Genomic DNA, 15,326 nt, shown 5'->3' with positions numbered 1-15,326 from the left:
GCCCCGGGGATTTTGGAAAAAAGCGAGCCCTCTATGGGATATGAGCTGAGCATCGCGATCGACGTCTTCCCGATCGCCGGCCGTTTCGTCATCGCGCGCGGCGCGAAGACGAAGGCGCGCGTCGTCACCGCGACGCTGAAAGAGGGCGCGCATCGGGGGCGCGGCGAATGCGTGCCCTATGCCCGCTACGGCGAGAGCGTCGAGGGGGTCGTCGCCGCGATCGAAAGCCTGCGCGGAGCGCTCGCGAAAGGGGCGGACCGCGCCGCCCTGCAGGAACTGCTGCCGCCGGGCGCAGCGCGCAACGCGCTCGACTGCGCCTTCTTCGACCTCGAAGCCAAACGCGCCGGCCGTCCGGTCGCGGAGATCGCGGGGGTCGAGGCGCTGCAACCGCTCGTCACGGCGCTCACGCTCTCAGTGGGGACCCCCGACGAAATGTTTGCCGCCGCAAAGGCCGCCGCAGACTGGCCGCTGCTCAAGGTGAAGCTCGCGGGCGACGGCGACGCCGACCGTCTTGCGGCGGTGCGCGCCGGAGCGCCGCGGGCGCGCTTCATCGTCGACGCCAATGAGGCCTGGCGCGAAGCGGATCTCGAGAAAAATTTCGAGGCTTGCGCGCGGGTTGGGGTCGATCTCATCGAGCAGCCGCTGCCAGCCGGGGCGGACGGGCTTCTTGCCCGCGTGGCACGGCCCGTGCCGGTCTGCGCCGACGAGAGCGCCCATGCGCGTGAGGACCTTGAGGCGCTCTGCGACCGCTATGACGCGGTCAATATCAAGCTCGACAAAACCGGCGGGCTGACCGAGGCGCTCGCGATGGCGAAGGAAGCCCGGCGTCTTCGGCTCAAGATCATGGCCGGCTGCATGGTCGGAAGCTCGCTCGCCATGGCGCCGGCGATGCTGATCGGCCAATTCGCCGATTGGGTCGACCTGGACGGGCCGCTGCTGCTGGCCAAAGACCGGGAGCCGGGGCTCGTCTACGAAGGCTCAAAGGCGTTTCCGTCGGCGCCGGAGCTGTGGGGCTGAGGGGCGAGCCTGGAGGCTCGCCCCCCGCTTCTACGCCTTCTCGACCTCGAGCCCGGCGTTGACCCAGGCCAGAATGCCGCCGCCCAGATGCGTGTCGCAGTCCCGGCGTCCGCCGAGCCGCGCCTGCTCCATGGCGGTAACCGAGCGTTTGCCGGAGCGGCAATAGATCACGATTTTCTTGCCCGCTTCGGGCGCGGGCAGCTTGGCCGGATCGAATCTCGAGAGCGGCAGGAATTGCGCGCCCTTGATATGGCCGGCGTTCCATTCGTCCTGCTCGCGCACGTCGACGAGCGTCACCGTGCCGTCCGCGAGGCCCTGTTGCAGCTCATGAAGCGGGATGTCGTTGAATTGGGCCATGGTTTTCCTCTGGGCTCGATCGTCACGCGGATGCCACAAAAGCCCGGCGGCGTCCAGGCGTCCCAGAAGCGCTCGCAAGAGTCGATCCAACTTGGGGACCGGCTCTAACGAAACGAAAACCCCTGCCAAAACCGTGACATCACGATAATCGCGAAGGTGTAGAGGACCAGCGCGCCGACCACTTGCGTGGTCGGCTGCCGAAACGTCGCCTGCGTCTTCTTGCGGATGGACTGCAGCAGATCTTCCCAGGTCTGGGCGACGAAATCGCCTTGCGACAGGAGGCCGATCAGGCGGCCCTGGTCGTCGACGATGGGCAGATGCCGAAATCGCTCCTGCGACATGTGCTGGAGCCACTCCATATCGTCGTCGTCGAGCCGTGCCGTCTTCATCTCGGTCGACATGACGCTCGAGAGCGGCGTCGCCTTGGGATCGAGATTTTCCGCCACGAAGCGCAAAATATCGCGCTCCGTGACAATGCCCTGAACTTTCATATCGGCGTCGACAATGACGACCGAGCCGATGTTGCGCTCCACCATCGTCGTGACCGCAGTCGCGACCGTCTCTTCGCCCCGGAGCGAGAAGGCCTGGGGCTTGCCGGCGAATTCAGGACGATCCTTGATCTTCACGGGGCATGACCTCCTGGATTCTGTCGCGCAGCGCGGCGCGCGAGTGAAGCCGATTTTCGTCCTTTCGCCAACCGCCGCGGAAGATTTTGCGAAGCGGGCGGTGCGCCCGAGAGGCCGGTCAGCCGGCAAATCGCGCCGCCGCCGAAGCCGGCAGCTTTCGGCTCGCAACCCAGGCGGCGCGCCATTGGTTGAGCGGATGATCGAAGTATCGCCAAACCACAAAAGACACGGCCAGAATGATGACGAGCGCCTCGGAGCAGAGCCATAGGCGGTTCCCGTAGGATCCCTCGCCGGTCTGAATCGCGCCGAGCACAGGCCAATGTAGCAGATAGACAATATAGGTCAGATCGCCGAGCATGCGGTCGACCGGGCCGCTCTTCTGTCGCACCGTATAAAGCGCGAAGGGCGTCATCATCACCGCGACGAGAAGATTGCTCGTGCTGCTCAAGGCCACGAGGTCTCTGCCCTGCAGCTCGCCCAGCGCGATGTTCTTCACGAACAGCGCCGCGAAGATAAATAGCAGCGCGAGCGTAGCGAGAAGGGACCGGTAGGCGAGCGCGCGGCTCGGCTTCAGGCCATAGATCGCCGAGGCGACGCCGAGCGCGAAGAAGATGATGAAGGGCGCGACTGTCGCCGCCCCTCCGAGCCATTGCGACAGCACCGTGGTCAAAACGAAAATGGCGAGGACGTGGATGCTTTTCGAGAGAAGGAAAATGACGAGAGGCGCGACCAAATAGAACTGCAGCTCCATATCGAGCGACCAGCCCGGCACATTGGCCTGAAAGGGCAAGCTGTTGTAGCCCAGGATGAAGAGGTTCGAGAAAACCTGACGGGCGTGGCTTCCGATCACGGCGGGCGCTTCGCCACGCCAATAGAGCAGCCCCCAGGTGATCACCGAGCACAGCGCGAAGACCGGCGCGATGCGCCAGAAGCGCGAGACGACAAAGGTGAGATAGGGCGCGCGCGTCTTCGAATAGGTCGCGGCCCACATGGTTGCGACCCAATAGCCGCTCAAGACGAAGAAAATCAGCACGGCCGACATGCCGATATTGTAGCTCGTCGTGTGATGCAGAAAGACCGAGAGCGCCAGAGCCATTCTGAAGGCTCCCGGCGACGCGAATGGATCCGATCCCTCGGACATTGTCGCTCCGAACTTGTCCAGTAAAATTCCTGGCGTGGAGCGAAGTCTATCTGCTGAGAGAGTAAAATACGCGCGGCATCGGGTCGCACGCTGCCCGGCAGCTTCTGCAGAGGTCGCGCAGACCCGCTAGGAGCGCGGGAGCGCGAGATCACGCTGCGTTCAGGCGGAGTCGCCTGAGGGCAGAAAACGTGATCGATTCTAAAAGTTTAGAGCGCGATTTGTGCGAAAAACCGGTTTCCACTTTTTCGCATCGCGCTCTACCGGGCCCAAGCGAGTGGGGGAGGAGGCTGGCTGCGGAGCGAGAGTCGAGGCCAGTCGCGGATCTGGCGCCGCCGATCCCGCCTCTTCTCCCAAACGCTCGATCAGCGCGCGAAACCGGTCGGGAATCGGCTCATGGAGGACTCCGTCGTAGATCGCTCTCAGCTCCTTGCCGATTTGCTCGCTGACCTGAAGCGCGGGCGACGGTTTCGAACGCATCTGAGACCCTCCAGACTTTCCCGGGAGCAGGCAGCTTCAAATGCGCCTGGGTCGAGAATAAGGTCGGTTCGTGTCGAAAAACCGGCGTAGATGTTTCTACGGTTTTCCCAATCTTCATAGTTAACACCTTATTATTGCTGAAAGGTTACTTCTCAGCTAGATCAGGCGTCGTTTGAGCGGAATCTCTCAAACTCAGATAACTGCTTAAATTCAAGTACTTAGTGGATAGGCGCGAGAAACCGGTTCCACTTTTCCACATCGCGCTCCAGGGTCGGAGACAGGCGGAGCGGGGACTGATAAAATCTGTGAAATGGAGAAGCGGCAGATCACGCGGCGCTCAGGCGGAATCGCCTGAACGCGGAAAAGGTGATCGATTCCAAAAAGGTAGAGCGCGCGTTTTGTGCGAAAAACCGGCGTCCATTTTTTCGCATCGCGCTCGAGAGCGCGTCCCGATCGCGTGGAGTCACGCGATTGCAAAGGACCGGCTCCAAATCAAAATCTTAGAGCAAGTCCTGTTCGGAAGGCCGCTTCGCAGTTTTCCGGGACTTGCTCTGGGCGGACCGGCGTGAAGCCCGAGGTCGTCGCGATCGTCGCCGTGGCGAAAAACGGCGTCATAGGGGCCGAGGGCGGCCTTCCCTGGCGCATTTCCGGTGATCTCAAACGCTTCAAGGCGTTGACGATGGGGAAGCCCTTGATCATGGGGCGGCGCACCTTCGAGGCGCTGCCGCGCCCCTTGCTGGGCCGCGAGCTCGTGATCGTGACGCGGCGCCCGAGCCTCTCGGCGCCCGGCGCGCGTTTCGCCCGAAGCCCAGACGAAGCGCTGGAGATTGCGCGCGAAATCGCCCGCGCTTCGGGAGCGAAGGAAATCTGCATCGGCGGCGGCGGCGAAATCTATCGCGCCTTGCTCGAGGCCACCGACCGCGTCGAGCTCACCGAGATCGACCTCGCTCCCGAAGGCGACGCCTATCTCCCGCCCTTCGATCTCGCCAGGTGGAGAGAGACGGCGCGCGTCGCGCCGGAGCGCGGTCCGAGGGACGAGGCCGACTACGCCTTCGTGACGCTCGAGCGGCGCCGGGGCTAATCGATCACGCTTTCCGCATTCAGGCGATTCCGCCTCAACGCAGCGTGATCGAGCTACTTCTCCTCACTGTATTCCTCAAGCTCCAGCCACATTGCGTTGAGGATCGCGAAGGAGCAGGCGAGGCCGAGGCCGAGAACCCAGGAAAAATACCACATCGGCTTGCGCTCCTTTCAGTAGTTGTAATCGTCGCCGCGCTCGATCGCCGCCACGCTCACGAGGCCGCGGAAAACGCGATAGGCCCAGAAGGTGTAGGCGAGCACGATGGGCAGGAACACGACCACGACGAGCAGCATCAGAAACAGCGTCGACCGGCTGGAGGATGAATCCCACACGGTCAGACTATGGTCCGGATAGCTCGAGGAGGGCATGAGGAAGGGAAAGAGGCTCACCCCCGCCGTCAGGATCACGCCAGCGATCGCGGCGCTGCTTAGCGTGAGGGCCGTCCTGGCCCATCCCGCAAAGAGCGTCACGGCCGCGCCCACCGCCCCGACCAACCCGAGGATTGGCAGAGCGATCGTGATCGGCGCGCGACCATAATTCGCGAGCCAGGCGCCCGCCTGACGCGTGACGGTCTTCAGCGTCGGGTTGGAGGGGCCTTCCCAGTCCGGCGCGCCCTGCCAGACATATCCCTCGACGAACTTCCAGACCAGCAAACCCGCGACCGCAAAGAGCAGAGCAAGCGCGATCGCCGCCACGGCGCCATAGCGTCGCGCCCGCGCCGCGACCTCGCCTTCCGTCTTCACGGCGAGGTAGCTCCCGCCCTGCATGACCAGCATGGCGATGCTGACCAGGCCGCAGAGTAGCGCGAAGGGATTGAGAAGCCCCAGAAGATTGCCCTGATACAGGACATTGAGGCCGCTCTGGAAATAGAAGGGAGCGCCGAGCAGGAGATTGCCGAAGGCCACGCCGAAGACGAGCGAAGGAATGAGGCCCGCGACGAAGAAGGCGTAATCCCAAGTCGCACGCCAGACCGGCGAGGGTCGCTTCGAACGATAGGTCAGCGCCACCGGACGCAGGATGAAGCCGATCAGCACCAGCATCATCGCGAGATAGAAGCCTGAGAAGGAGACGGAATAGAGCACCGGCCAGGCGGCGAAGACGGCGCCGCCGCCGAGCACGAACCAGATTTGATTGCCTTCCCAGACCGGGCCGATCGTGTTCATCGACACGCGACGCTCGGCGTCGTTCCTTGCGACGAAGGGGTGCAACATGGCGACCCCGAGATCGAAACCGTCGAGGACCGCGAAGCCGATCAAGAGCACGCCGAGGAGCGCCCACCAAATGAGACGCAGGATTCCGTAGTCGATCATGGCTTACGTCTCCTCTTACTCTGCCGGGAGGGAAACGAGCTCTGGCGAGGAGACCTTAGACTCCTCCGGGCCCAGCTTCACATATTTAAACATGAGCATCAGCTCGACGATGGCCAGCCCGCTGTAGAAGACGACGAAGCCGATGAGGCTCGCCCAGACATTGCTCGCCGGTATGTTCGAGACGCCGAGGAAGGTCGGCATCACGCCGTCGATGATCCAGGGCTGGCGGCCATATTCGGCGACGATCCAGCCGAGCTCGGCGGCCACCCAGGGCAGCGGCAGGCTCCAGAGGGCGACGCGCAGGAAGAGCTTCGACTTGCCGCAGCGTCGACGGCTCGAGAGATAAAAGGCCGCGCCGAACAGCGCGATGAAGTAAAAGCCCAACGCCACCATGACGCGGAACGACCAGAACAGCACGGGCACATTGGGAATGACGGAATGCGCCGCCTTCTTGATCTCGTCGTCCGTCGCATTCTCGACATCAGGCCTGACGCCCTTGAGCAGAAGGGCGTAACCGAGGTCCCCGAAGGAGGTCTTCAGGTCGGGGGGAATGGAATCGGACCCGCCGCCGGCTTTCTGGAGCCATTTATACGCCGGGAGCCCAGTGCGGATGCGCTCTTCCGTCTTCTGGACGAGCGGATGAATGCCTTCGACCGTCCCGTCGAGAGAGCGCGTCGCGATCAAGCCCAGGACCCAGGGAATTTCGACCGCATATTTCGTCCTTTCCGTCTCGAGGTCCGGAACGCCAACAAGCGTAAAGGGGGCCGGAGCGGGCTCCGTCTCCCACATCGCCTCGATTGCGGCGATCTTCATTTTTTGATTGAGGCCGGTGGTGTAGCCGCTCTCGTCGCCAAGCACGACGACCGAGAGCGCCGAGGCCAGGCCGAAGCTCGCGGCGACGTGGAAGGAGCGGCGCGCAATATCGAAATGGCGACCGCGCAGCATGTAATAGGCGCTGATCGAGAGGACGAACATCGCCCCGGTCACATAGCCGGCGCTGACCGTATGCACGAATTTCGACTGCGCGACGGGATTGAACAGGACCTCGGTAAAGGAGGTCAACTCCATGCGCATCGTCTTCGGATTGAACTCGGAGCCAACGGGATTGAGCATCCAACTGTTGGCGACGAGAATCCAGAGCGCCGAAAGATTGCTGCCAAGCGCGACCAGCCAGGTCGTCGCGAGATGCTGCACCTTGCTGAGGCGATTCCAGCCGAAGAAAAAGAGCCCGACGAAGGTCGCCTCGAGAAAGAAGGCGAGGATGCCCTCGATGGCGAGCGGCGCGCCGAAGATGTCGCCGACATAATGGGAGTAATAGCTCCAATTCGTGCCGAACTGGAACTCCATCGTCACGCCGGTCGCCACGCCCATCGCGAAGTTGATGCCAAAAAGCGTGCCCCAGAACTTGGTCGCGTCGCGCCAGACCGTGCGTCCGGTCATCACATAGACGCTCTCCATGATCGCGAGCAGCCAGGCGAGCCCGAGGGTCAAGGGAACGAAGAGAAAATGGTAAAGTGCGGTCAAGGCGAATTGAAGCCGCGACAAGGTCGCAACGTCGAGACCGTCCATCTGGATTTCTCCTCGCTCGGGGGTTAGCGCGTGGCTGGGGGAACAGGGCCGGATATAAGCGCAGTCATTGTCTGCGGTGTGACATGCGGACGGTGAGAACCAGCGAAGAAAGCGAAGTAGAGCGCGGCGATCGCCGCGGCCTTGACCGCCAACACAAGGCTGATATCTTGGGCCAGCGACCGCTTCTTCAAGGCCTCTCCTCCGTCGCCTCGGTTTGCTTATACGCCGGCGCCAGCCCCAGCTCTATGATTTGATCACGCACTTGCGGAAATATTTCATCGCAGAGTTTTGTGCAAAATCAGATTTTTACGCGCGCCCCGAGCTCCACGACACGATCCGACGGAATAGAGAAGAAGTCCGTGGCGTTCGCCGCCTGATGGGTGAGCGCAATATAGAGCTTATCCTGCCAGCCGGGCATTTCCGAGCCGGAGCTTTCGACGATCGAGCGCCGACCCAGGAAGAAAGACGTCGTCATGATGTCGTATTTGAGACCCGCCTTGCGCATCTGCGCGAGCGCCGCCGGCACGCGCGGGCTTTCCATGAACCCATAATAGAGCAGTATTCGCGTGAAGTCGTCGGAGAGCCTTTCGATCTCGAAGCGCTTGAAGACGCGCGGCACGTCCTTGGTCACGACGGAGATCACGAGCACGCGCTCGTGGAGCACCTTGTTGTGCTTGAGATTGTGCATCAACGCGGCGGGCGCGACATTGGGGTCGCTCGTCAGGAACACCGCTGTGCCCTTGACCCGCGTTGGCTTCGACTTCTCGAGCATCGCGATGAGATCGCAAATTGGAATCGAGTCGCGGTGCGTCTTTTCCGCCAGGAGATGCGTGCCGCGCACCCATGTCCACATGACCACCATCGAACAGGCGCCGAGCAGCAGCGGCACCCATCCGCCGTCGACGACCTTCATCAGATTGGCGGCCAGGAAGGCCAGATCGACGACGAGAAAGGCCGAAACGAAAGGAACGGCCGCCCACAAGGGCCAACGCCAGCGCTTCCAGACGACGACGAAAGCAAGCGCGGTGGTGGTCACCATCGTGCCGGTCACGGCGATGCCATAGGCGGAAGCGAGCGCCGAGGAGCTCTTGAACAGGACGACGAGGATCAGCACCCCGACAAGCAGGAGCCGATTGACGCGGGCGATATAAATTTGGCCTTCCTGCATCGCCGAGGTGTGCGTGATCTCGAGACGAGGCAAGAGGCCGAGCTGGATCGCTTGCCGCACCAGCGAGAAGGCGCCGGTGACGACGGCTTGGCTCGCAATGACTGTCGCGATTGTGGAGAGGATCACCAGCGCGAGCGGCAACAGGCCCCATTCGGGGGCAAGACGAAAGAAGGGATTGTCGATCGTGGTCGGGTCCGAGAGGATCAGCGCGCCCTGCCCGAGATAGTTGAGCAGCAGCGCCGGCAGCACGAAGAAGCTCCAAGCCGCCTGGATTGGCAGGCGTCCGAAATGGCCCATGTCGGCGTAAAGCGCCTCCGCGCCCGTCACGCCCAGGAAGACGGAGCCCAGCACCGCGAAGCCGAGCCAACCGTGAGTGAGCAGAAAGCGCAAGCCGTTTAGGGGATTGAAGGCGTAGAGCGTTTGCGGCGCGTCGGGAATGTGCAGAGCGCCGAGCGCTCCGATCACGAGAAAGAAGATGACCATGATCGGGCCGAAAAAAGCGGCGACCCTCGCCGTGCCATGGTTCTGCACCCAAAAGAGCGCGATGAGAATCGCGATCGTGATCGGCAGCACGTATTCCTTGACGTTGACGTAATCCTTGAATCGCTCCGTCACGAGGTCGAGCCCTTCGACGGCCGAGAGCACTGAGATCGCAGGGGTGATGATCGCATCGCCGGAAAACAGCGCCGCGCCGGCGACGCCGAGAAGGAAAACGATCTGGGCGCGGCGGCCCAACGCCGACTGCGCGAGCGCCATCAGCGACAGGATGCCGCCCTCGCCGCGATTGTCGGCGCGCATCAGGAACAGCACATATTTGGCTGTGACCGTGAAGATCAGCGCGTAGATCAAAAGCGAGGTCGCGCCGATGATCGCCCCTTGCGTCAGCTCCCCCGCCTTGGAGGCGTGCGAGAGCGACTCGCGCAGCGCATAGAGGGGGCTCGTGCCGATGTCGCCGTAAACGACGCCAATGGCGCCCAAGACGAGCGCCGGCAGCGGCGCCTTGACATGCGCCTCGGTGGAATCATCCGCCGGAACGCCGGCTTGCGAAGGCTCGGCTCCCAGCCTTTGCGCAGTCGTATTCTCGGCCATCCAGCGACCTTCCATGGCCTTTTGCGAAGAGACGCAGCGCGCAACCTCTCCCGCATAAGGCTCGGGGCGGGCCTATACAGTTCTTTTGCGAACTTGAGAAGCCGCCTCGACGCGGCCAAAATCCTGTCGTGGAGCAGCCTGAAAGGATCGAGCCATGCCGCAACCCTTGAGCCAAGGCGCCCCGAGACCGATAGATGCGAAAGAAGCGCGGATTGGCGACATGCCGGCCTATATGGCGAGGCCCACGGAAGCCGCGCATCCGCCGATCTTGATCATCGTCGCGGAAATCTTCGGCCTCAACGATCACATTCGCGACGTCGTTCGTCGCTTCGCGGCCGAGGGCTATCTCGCCATCGCCCCCGATTTCTTTTTTCGCGTGGGCGATCCCGCGAAGGAGACCGACTTGGCGGCGATCCGGGCGATCATCATGAAGGTTCCGGACGAGGAGGCCATGCGCGACTTCGACGCGGCGCTCGCTTTCGCGGATTCATCAGGCGGCGACGCCGCTCGGGCCGCGATCACGGGCTTCTGCTGGGGCGGGCGCATGGCCTGGCTCTATGCGGCCCATAACCCAAAGCTGAAGGCGGTCGTTCCCTGGTACGGACGCCTCGACGGCGAACGCACAAAGAATCAGCCGCAGTGGCCGATCGACGTCGCGGACAGGCTTTCAGTTCCCTATCTGGGGCTCTACGGCGGCGCCGATCCCTCGATCCCCCCGCCGCTCGTCGAGCAAATGCGCGCGCGCCTGAGCGCAGCGCCGGCGAAAGGCGAGATCATGGTCTATCCGGACGCGCCGCACGCCTTTTTCGCGGATTATCGCGAGAGCTATCGAGACGCTCCCGCGCGCGACGCTTTCGCCCGGATGCTCGCCTTCTTGAAGACGCAAGGCGCAGCGTGAGACTTAGCGCGTTTCCCGCTCGAACGGAATCGTTCGAGCGATAAGGAATCGCGTCAAATCAAAAGGTTGGAGCATGTCTTGACCGGAAAACCGCTTCGCACTTTTCCGTGACATGCTCTAGAAATCGCTCGCGAGGCCGTTTCTCTCCCAATCGCCGTAGCGGGTGGGCTCGAGACCGGCGCGGCCGCCGATCTCATCGCTCGGCGCGCTCTGGGCGGCGGCGGCGCGGCGGGCGGCGGCTTCCGCCAGCGCGCGGCGCGCGGCCGGGGAAAGCTTCTCGCCGCGTTCAAGCTCGGGCTCTGCGCTGATTTCTTGTGAACCCGTGAGCTTTGTCGTCATCTTGACTCCTTCTTCGCGCGAGCTTCGGCTGGTAGCATGCTATGGGTGCGGCGGCAGGGACGGGGAGCCGTTGGTTGGCGACACAGAACTCTAGATCTTTCCTTTCGAAAGCCAAGACCTCGACGAAAGCTTCGCCGCGCCAGGGATTCGTCCTTGCGGAGGAAGCGCGCGAGGCCGAGGCGCAGAAGATTCCCGGCCTGCCGGCGCGGCTCGCCGCGGCGCATGTCATCTGCGACGTCGTGCAGGGCGGCCACCGCCTCGACGAATGTTTCACGCCCTTCGCCGTCCCCAATCGTCTTGCGGGCCTCGACGCCCGCGACGTCGCGCTTGCCCGCTCCATCGCCACAGTCGCCTTGCGGCGTCTCGGCGTCATCCGCCGGGCGCTTTCGCTCCTGCTCGAGAAAGGCCTGCCCCGCCAGGCGACCCGCCTCGAATGGGCGCTCATCGCGGCCGCGGCGCAAATTCTCTTTCTCGACGCGGCCGATCACGCGGCGGTCGACCTTGCGGTGCGCGCCGTGCGGCTCGAGCCGAAGACCGCGGGATTCGCGGGTCTCGTCAATGGCGTGCTGCGCAATCTCGCCCGCCGGCGCGATGAATTCCTTGCGCTCGCCGAAAGCGGCGAGTTCGACGCCCCGCCCTGGCTCGCGCAACGCTGGCGCAGGACCTATGGCGAGGCCGAAACCAAGCGCATCGTTCAAATGCAGATGCGCGAGCCGCCGCTCGACCTCACGACCAAGTCCCAACCCGCGTTCTGGGCCGAGCGTCTCGGGGGCGTCGTGCTGCCCACAGGCTCCGTGCGGCTGTCCACGCGCCAGCCGATCGTCGAGCTCGAAGGCTTTGCCGACGGCGAATGGTGGGTTCAGGACGCGGCGGCGGCGCTGCCGGCGCGTCTCCTCGACGTGAAACCGGATGAACGGGTGCTCGACATGTGCGCGGCGCCGGGCGGCAAGACCGCGCAGCTCGCAAGCACGGGCGCGCGCGTGACCGCGCTCGACCGCTCCGCCGAGCGGCTCAAGCTTCTCGCCGCCAATCTCGATCGCTTGAAGCTTCACGCCGACATCGCGGTCGCCGACGCGACGGGCTATTCGGCTCAACCTTTCGACGCCATTCTGATCGACGCGCCCTGCACCGCGACCGGCACGATTCGCCGACATCCCGACGTCGCCTGGACCAAGAAGCCTAGCGACATCGAAACCCTCGCCGTTCTGCAAGCCAAAATGTTCGATCGCGCCGCGGCGGTGACGCGTCCCGGCGGACGGATCGTCTATTGCGTCTGCTCTCTCGAGCCGGAGGAGGGCGAGACTCAGGTCGCCGCGTTTTTGAGGCGCAATCCCGATTTCAGGCGGGAACCCGTGGATTTGGCGGCGCTCGGCGCGCCATCGGAATTTGCGAATCGGGACGGCGATCTCCGGACGACGCCACAAATGCTGCCGAACGAGGATTCGCGCCTTGCGGGCGTCGACGGCTTCTTTGCGGCGCGTCTTTTCCGCCGCCCTTGAGCCTCACCAGGCGAGCCGCTCGCCCTGATAGTCGATGAAGCTGCCGCTCTCGGCAATCGTCAGCGCGTCGATCGTCGCGAGAATGCCGGAGCCGCTCTCCTGCACGGAAAGCGTCGCGTTGGGGCCGCCCATGTCGGTGCGAACCCAGCCGGGACTCAGCGCGATCACGACGATTCCTTTCGGCTTCAGCTCCTCGGCGAGGCATTGGGCGAATTTGTTGAGGGCGATCTTGCTCGCGGCGTAGACGGCGCTTGACGGACGGACGTCGGCCGACGCGCCGAGCTCGCTCGAGACGAGGACGATGCGCGGATTGGCGGCGCCGGCGAGCTGCGGCAAAAGCGCGCGCACGAGGCGCAGCGGACCGAGCGTATTGATCGAGAACACGTCGAGCGCCGCCTCAAAGTCCATTTGGAGTGGCGTCTGCGGCTTGGGCCCGAAGACTCCGGCGTTGGCGATGAGCACGTCGATCGGTCCGGCGACGGTCTTCGCAGCGGAGAGGATCGCCTCGCCGTCGCGCATGTCGAAAAGCTTGGTCTCGATGCGGGCGTGCTGCGCCGCGAGCGAGGCGAGCAGCACGTCGCGCGCGGCCTCATCGCGCAGGCTCGCGGTGACGCGCTCGCCGCGCGCCGCGAGCTGACGCACAAGCTCGAGGCCAATGCCGCGACTGGCGCCGGATACGACCCAATGCTCGCTCAATCCGTTCCTCCCTCGCGCCGCCCTGCGCGACAATGACAACGCCTAAATAGCTCTGCCCTGCGCCTGCGGCCACCGGAGCGCGATGCGAAAAAGTGGGGACCGGTTTTTCGCACAAATCGCGCTCTGAGCTTTTAGAATCGATCAGGTTTTCTGCGTTCAGGCGATTCCGCCTGAACGCAGCGTGATCTGGGGGCTCAACCGGCCTTGGGACGCGGCCCAACGCTGCGCGCGGTTGCGTTAGAGGAGAGTCGACCCCGCCGAGCGCTCCGCATCGAAAGGCCGCGTGACAGGCGAGAAAAGGACGGCGCGGCTCGACGGCCAGTCCAAGGTTGCGAGCGTCGAGTCGATCGCCGAGGCGGCGGCGAAGCCAGTCGATCCGCTGCGGTTTCGCGCCAATCTCCCTCTCGCGGACATGACGCCTTGGGAAGAAACCGGGTTCGTCGGCGAGACGCTGACGCTGACGCTCGGCGACGCAAAACTCGAAATCTTGAAGATGATCGACCGATGCGCCGCGACGGGCGTCAAGCCTGGCGCCGGCGCGCGCGATATGGACCTCGTCCAATCCCTGCGGAAGCGCTTCGGCCACATCGACTGCGGCGGCGGCGGGGTGAAGATCGGCGATGCGGGTCGGATTTGAGCGCGCGCGCGGCGAGGCCGAGCGCGCTCTCGATTGCAGCCGGCTTATTCGCCGAGCGGCAAATCTCCGGCGGCGCGGGCCGGTTCTTCTCCGCCGGCCTCTTCTCGCGGCGCGCGCGAACGCCGTCGCGGCGTCATCGCATAGCCGCCGCGGCCGCTCGTCCGCTCCTCGCCGGCAGTCGACTCCGTCGGCTCGCTGGCGGCGACGCGCGGCACGGCGGGAGGCGCCGTGATGAAGGCCGGCAGGCCCGCGCCGCCCTCAGGCGCGGCAGGCTGCTCGGCGTTGAACGAAGGCTCGCGTTCTCGACGCGCCTCGAAGCGGGGACGCTCGCGATTGCGGTCAAAGCCGAAACGAGGCTGACGATCGTTCCGCTCGGGGCGCTCGGAACGTTCGGGTCGCTCGCCGCCTTCAGCGTTCTGCTCCTGGCCGCGATCGCGATTGCGCCCGCCGAATTGCACGCGGTCGGAGCGGACCGGGCGCTCATGCCGCATTTCCGGATAGGCGGGCCGCTCCTCAAAGGGCTGCGGCTGCGGCTGCGCCGGCTGGAAGCTCGGCTGCGGCGCGCTGGCGGCCATGTAATTGGCCGGCGGCTGGAAATTCGGCTGCTGCTGGGCGTACGAAGGCGCGGGGAGCCTTTCTGCGAGCGACGCAAAGCGGTCCGGCACCCCCGTGAAATCGTCATCGTCCTCGGCTTCGGCCTCCTGCTCATAAGAAGTCCGGCCGTATCCGCCTTGCTGCTGCTGCTGCGCTGCGGAGATCAAGCGGAAATAATGCTCGGCGTGTTGCAGCAGATTTTCCGCCAGAACAATGTCGCCGGAAGATTGGGCGTCGCGCGCGAGCTGGAGATATTTCTCGGCGACATGCTGCGCCGTGCCGCGGATTTTGACGTCGGGTCCGTTCGACTCGAAGGATCGGGTCAACGGATTAGGTCCCTTACGCCCCGGACGTCCGCGCAATCGTTTGTTCTGTCCTGGTCTCATCGATTGTCCCCAATGATCCTTATTCACGCGCGAAGCCGTGCGTTTACTTTGCGTTGAGGCTTCGACCCGCTAGCGGCGGCAAGGCTTCACAAACGGACGCGATCACGCTCGGCTAACTATTCGGGTCGGTGGCGGATATCCGCGCGCCGCCCTCGAGACCCGCGCCCGATGCGCCTTCGTCTCCATGTTGGATCGTCAGACGCCCGCGCTCTCAAAGCCAGGCGATCACGTCGGTGAACCAAGGAACAGCCGGATCGCCACCCCCGGCGACCGCATCCTTTGCTCGAAGGTTAAACTTGGCAGCCCGTCTCGCCAATTCGCGCGAACCTTGACTGCATCGCTACAATACGAGCAACCCGACGTCTCTCCCCCTTTATATAAGACGCGCGCCGCTTCGCCAAGGGCTCCGGCAAGCCATCGGTAAAAAAGACTTCAGCCGTTG

Annotated in this window: 17 protein-coding genes; 5 read left to right on the top strand and 12 right to left on the bottom strand. The window is 64.0% G+C overall.

From position 1 onward, the window contains the following. Positions 1-33: 33 nt before the first annotated feature. Positions 34-1,017, top strand: a complete 984-nt coding sequence (gene dgcA / locus QMG80_RS03315) for an N-acetyl-D-Glu racemase DgcA (RefSeq protein ID WP_085771519.1) — start codon at positions 34-36, stop codon at positions 1,015-1,017. Positions 1,018-1,047: 30 nt separating this feature from the next. On the opposite strand, the gene QMG80_RS03310 is transcribed toward dgcA, so the two are convergent. The 4 genes from QMG80_RS03310 to QMG80_RS03295 form a co-directional block, all read right to left on the bottom strand. Further along, positions 1,048-1,374: a rhodanese-like domain-containing protein gene (locus QMG80_RS03310; RefSeq protein WP_085771518.1), complete on the bottom strand. Its 327-nt coding sequence runs from the start codon at positions 1,372-1,374 to the stop codon at positions 1,048-1,050. A 104-nt stretch (positions 1,375-1,478) separates the two neighbouring features. Continuing rightward, positions 1,479-2,000, bottom strand: coding sequence for a CBS domain-containing protein (locus QMG80_RS03305; RefSeq protein ID WP_085771517.1), 522 nt, complete (start codon positions 1,998-2,000; stop codon positions 1,479-1,481). Positions 2,001-2,118: 118 nt separating this feature from the next. Further along, entirely contained in the window at positions 2,119-3,096 is a 978-nt protein-coding gene (locus QMG80_RS03300) for an acyltransferase family protein (protein WP_245300195.1), read from the bottom strand. A 243-nt stretch (positions 3,097-3,339) separates the two neighbouring features. Further along, positions 3,340-3,618, bottom strand: a complete 279-nt coding sequence (locus QMG80_RS03295; protein WP_085771515.1) for a NepR family anti-sigma factor — start codon at positions 3,616-3,618, stop codon at positions 3,340-3,342. 565 nt (positions 3,619-4,183) lie between these two features. On the opposite strand from QMG80_RS03295, the gene QMG80_RS03290 reads away from it, so the two are divergent. After that, positions 4,184-4,699, top strand: a complete 516-nt coding sequence (locus QMG80_RS03290; protein ID WP_085771514.1) for a dihydrofolate reductase — start codon at positions 4,184-4,186, stop codon at positions 4,697-4,699. 53 nt (positions 4,700-4,752) lie between these two features. On the opposite strand, the gene cydX is transcribed toward QMG80_RS03290, so the two are convergent. The 5 genes from cydX to QMG80_RS03270 form a co-directional block, all read right to left on the bottom strand. Continuing rightward, a complete protein-coding gene (cydX, locus tag QMG80_RS03285; protein WP_085771513.1) occupies positions 4,753-4,854 on the bottom strand; it encodes a cytochrome bd-I oxidase subunit CydX in 102 nt (33 codons plus the stop codon). Between the two features lie 15 nt (positions 4,855-4,869). Further along, positions 4,870-6,009 carry a cytochrome d ubiquinol oxidase subunit II gene (cydB, locus tag QMG80_RS03280; RefSeq protein ID WP_085771512.1) on the bottom strand — a complete coding sequence of 380 codons (1,140 nt, stop codon included), beginning with the start codon at positions 6,007-6,009 and terminating at the stop codon, positions 4,870-4,872. 15 nt (positions 6,010-6,024) lie between these two features. After that, a complete protein-coding gene (locus QMG80_RS03275; protein ID WP_085771511.1) occupies positions 6,025-7,578 on the bottom strand; it encodes a cytochrome ubiquinol oxidase subunit I in 1,554 nt (517 codons plus the stop codon). 23 nt (positions 7,579-7,601) lie between these two features. Next, positions 7,602-7,733, bottom strand: coding sequence for a cytochrome oxidase putative small subunit CydP (cydP, locus tag QMG80_RS21650; protein ID WP_425351468.1), 132 nt, complete (start codon positions 7,731-7,733; stop codon positions 7,602-7,604). Between the two features lie 143 nt (positions 7,734-7,876). After that, positions 7,877-9,835 (bottom strand): potassium transporter Kup, encoded by a 1,959-nt coding sequence (locus tag QMG80_RS03270; protein ID WP_085773645.1) that lies wholly within the window; start codon positions 9,833-9,835, stop codon positions 7,877-7,879. A 154-nt stretch (positions 9,836-9,989) separates the two neighbouring features. Between QMG80_RS03270 and QMG80_RS03265 the strand changes: the two genes are divergently transcribed. Beyond that, positions 9,990-10,733 carry a dienelactone hydrolase family protein gene (locus QMG80_RS03265; RefSeq protein WP_085771510.1) on the top strand — a complete coding sequence of 248 codons (744 nt, stop codon included), beginning with the start codon at positions 9,990-9,992 and terminating at the stop codon, positions 10,731-10,733. Between the two features lie 117 nt (positions 10,734-10,850). On the opposite strand, the gene QMG80_RS03260 is transcribed toward QMG80_RS03265, so the two are convergent. Then, positions 10,851-11,072: a DUF1674 domain-containing protein gene (locus tag QMG80_RS03260; protein ID WP_085771509.1), complete on the bottom strand. Its 222-nt coding sequence runs from the start codon at positions 11,070-11,072 to the stop codon at positions 10,851-10,853. Between the two features lie 74 nt (positions 11,073-11,146). Here QMG80_RS03260 and QMG80_RS03255 point away from each other — a divergent pair, with 74 nt between their 5' ends. Next, entirely contained in the window at positions 11,147-12,571 is a 1,425-nt protein-coding gene (locus tag QMG80_RS03255; RefSeq protein WP_245300193.1) for an RsmB/NOP family class I SAM-dependent RNA methyltransferase, read from the top strand. A 3-nt stretch (positions 12,572-12,574) separates the two neighbouring features. On the opposite strand, the gene QMG80_RS03250 is transcribed toward QMG80_RS03255, so the two are convergent. After that, positions 12,575-13,267 (bottom strand): SDR family oxidoreductase, encoded by a 693-nt coding sequence (locus tag QMG80_RS03250; RefSeq protein WP_085771507.1) that lies wholly within the window; start codon positions 13,265-13,267, stop codon positions 12,575-12,577. A 283-nt stretch (positions 13,268-13,550) separates the two neighbouring features. On the opposite strand from QMG80_RS03250, the gene QMG80_RS03245 reads away from it, so the two are divergent. Then, positions 13,551-13,904, top strand: a complete 354-nt coding sequence (locus QMG80_RS03245) for an MOSC domain-containing protein (RefSeq protein WP_085771506.1) — start codon at positions 13,551-13,553, stop codon at positions 13,902-13,904. Between the two features lie 44 nt (positions 13,905-13,948). Here the strand turns inward: QMG80_RS03245 and QMG80_RS03240 are convergent, their stop codons facing one another. After that, the gene (locus QMG80_RS03240; RefSeq protein WP_085773644.1) at positions 13,949-14,884 is read right to left on the bottom strand and encodes a DUF4167 domain-containing protein; all 936 of its coding nucleotides are present in this window, start codon (positions 14,882-14,884) and stop codon (positions 13,949-13,951) included. Positions 14,885-15,326 lie beyond the last annotated feature (442 nt).

The sequence above is a fragment of the Methylocystis bryophila genome (assembly GCF_027925445.1).
In the GTDB taxonomy this organism is placed as follows: domain Bacteria; phylum Pseudomonadota; class Alphaproteobacteria; order Rhizobiales; family Beijerinckiaceae; genus Methylocystis; species Methylocystis bryophila.
Note: the sequence above shows the minus strand (reverse complement) of the source record. Positions and strands in the feature narration are given on the sequence as shown.

Coding starts and splice junctions, on each gene's coding strand:
- dgcA (WP_085771519.1), top strand. CDS start 34: ATGGGATATGAGCTGAGCATCGCGATCGACGTCTTCCCGATCGCCGGC.
- QMG80_RS03310 (WP_085771518.1), bottom strand. CDS start 1,374: ATGGCCCAATTCAACGACATCCCGCTTCATGAGCTGCAACAGGGCCTC.
- QMG80_RS03300 (WP_245300195.1), bottom strand. CDS start 3,096: ATGGCTCTGGCGCTCTCGGTCTTTCTGCATCACACGACGAGCTACAAT.
- QMG80_RS03295 (WP_085771515.1), bottom strand. CDS start 3,618: ATGCGTTCGAAACCGTCGCCCGCGCTTCAGGTCAGCGAGCAAATCGGC.
- cydX (WP_085771513.1), bottom strand. CDS start 4,854: ATGTGGTATTTTTCCTGGGTTCTCGGCCTCGGCCTCGCCTGCTCCTTC.
- cydB (WP_085771512.1), bottom strand. CDS start 6,009: ATGATCGACTACGGAATCCTGCGTCTCATTTGGTGGGCGCTCCTCGGC.
- QMG80_RS03275 (WP_085771511.1), bottom strand. CDS start 7,578: ATGGACGGTCTCGACGTTGCGACCTTGTCGCGGCTTCAATTCGCCTTG.
- QMG80_RS03270 (WP_085773645.1), bottom strand. CDS start 9,835: ATGGCCGAGAATACGACTGCGCAAAGGCTGGGAGCCGAGCCTTCGCAA.
- QMG80_RS03265 (WP_085771510.1), top strand. CDS start 9,990: ATGCCGCAACCCTTGAGCCAAGGCGCCCCGAGACCGATAGATGCGAAA.
- QMG80_RS03260 (WP_085771509.1), bottom strand. CDS start 11,072: ATGACGACAAAGCTCACGGGTTCACAAGAAATCAGCGCAGAGCCCGAG.
- QMG80_RS03240 (WP_085773644.1), bottom strand. CDS start 14,884: ATGAGACCAGGACAGAACAAACGATTGCGCGGACGTCCGGGGCGTAAG.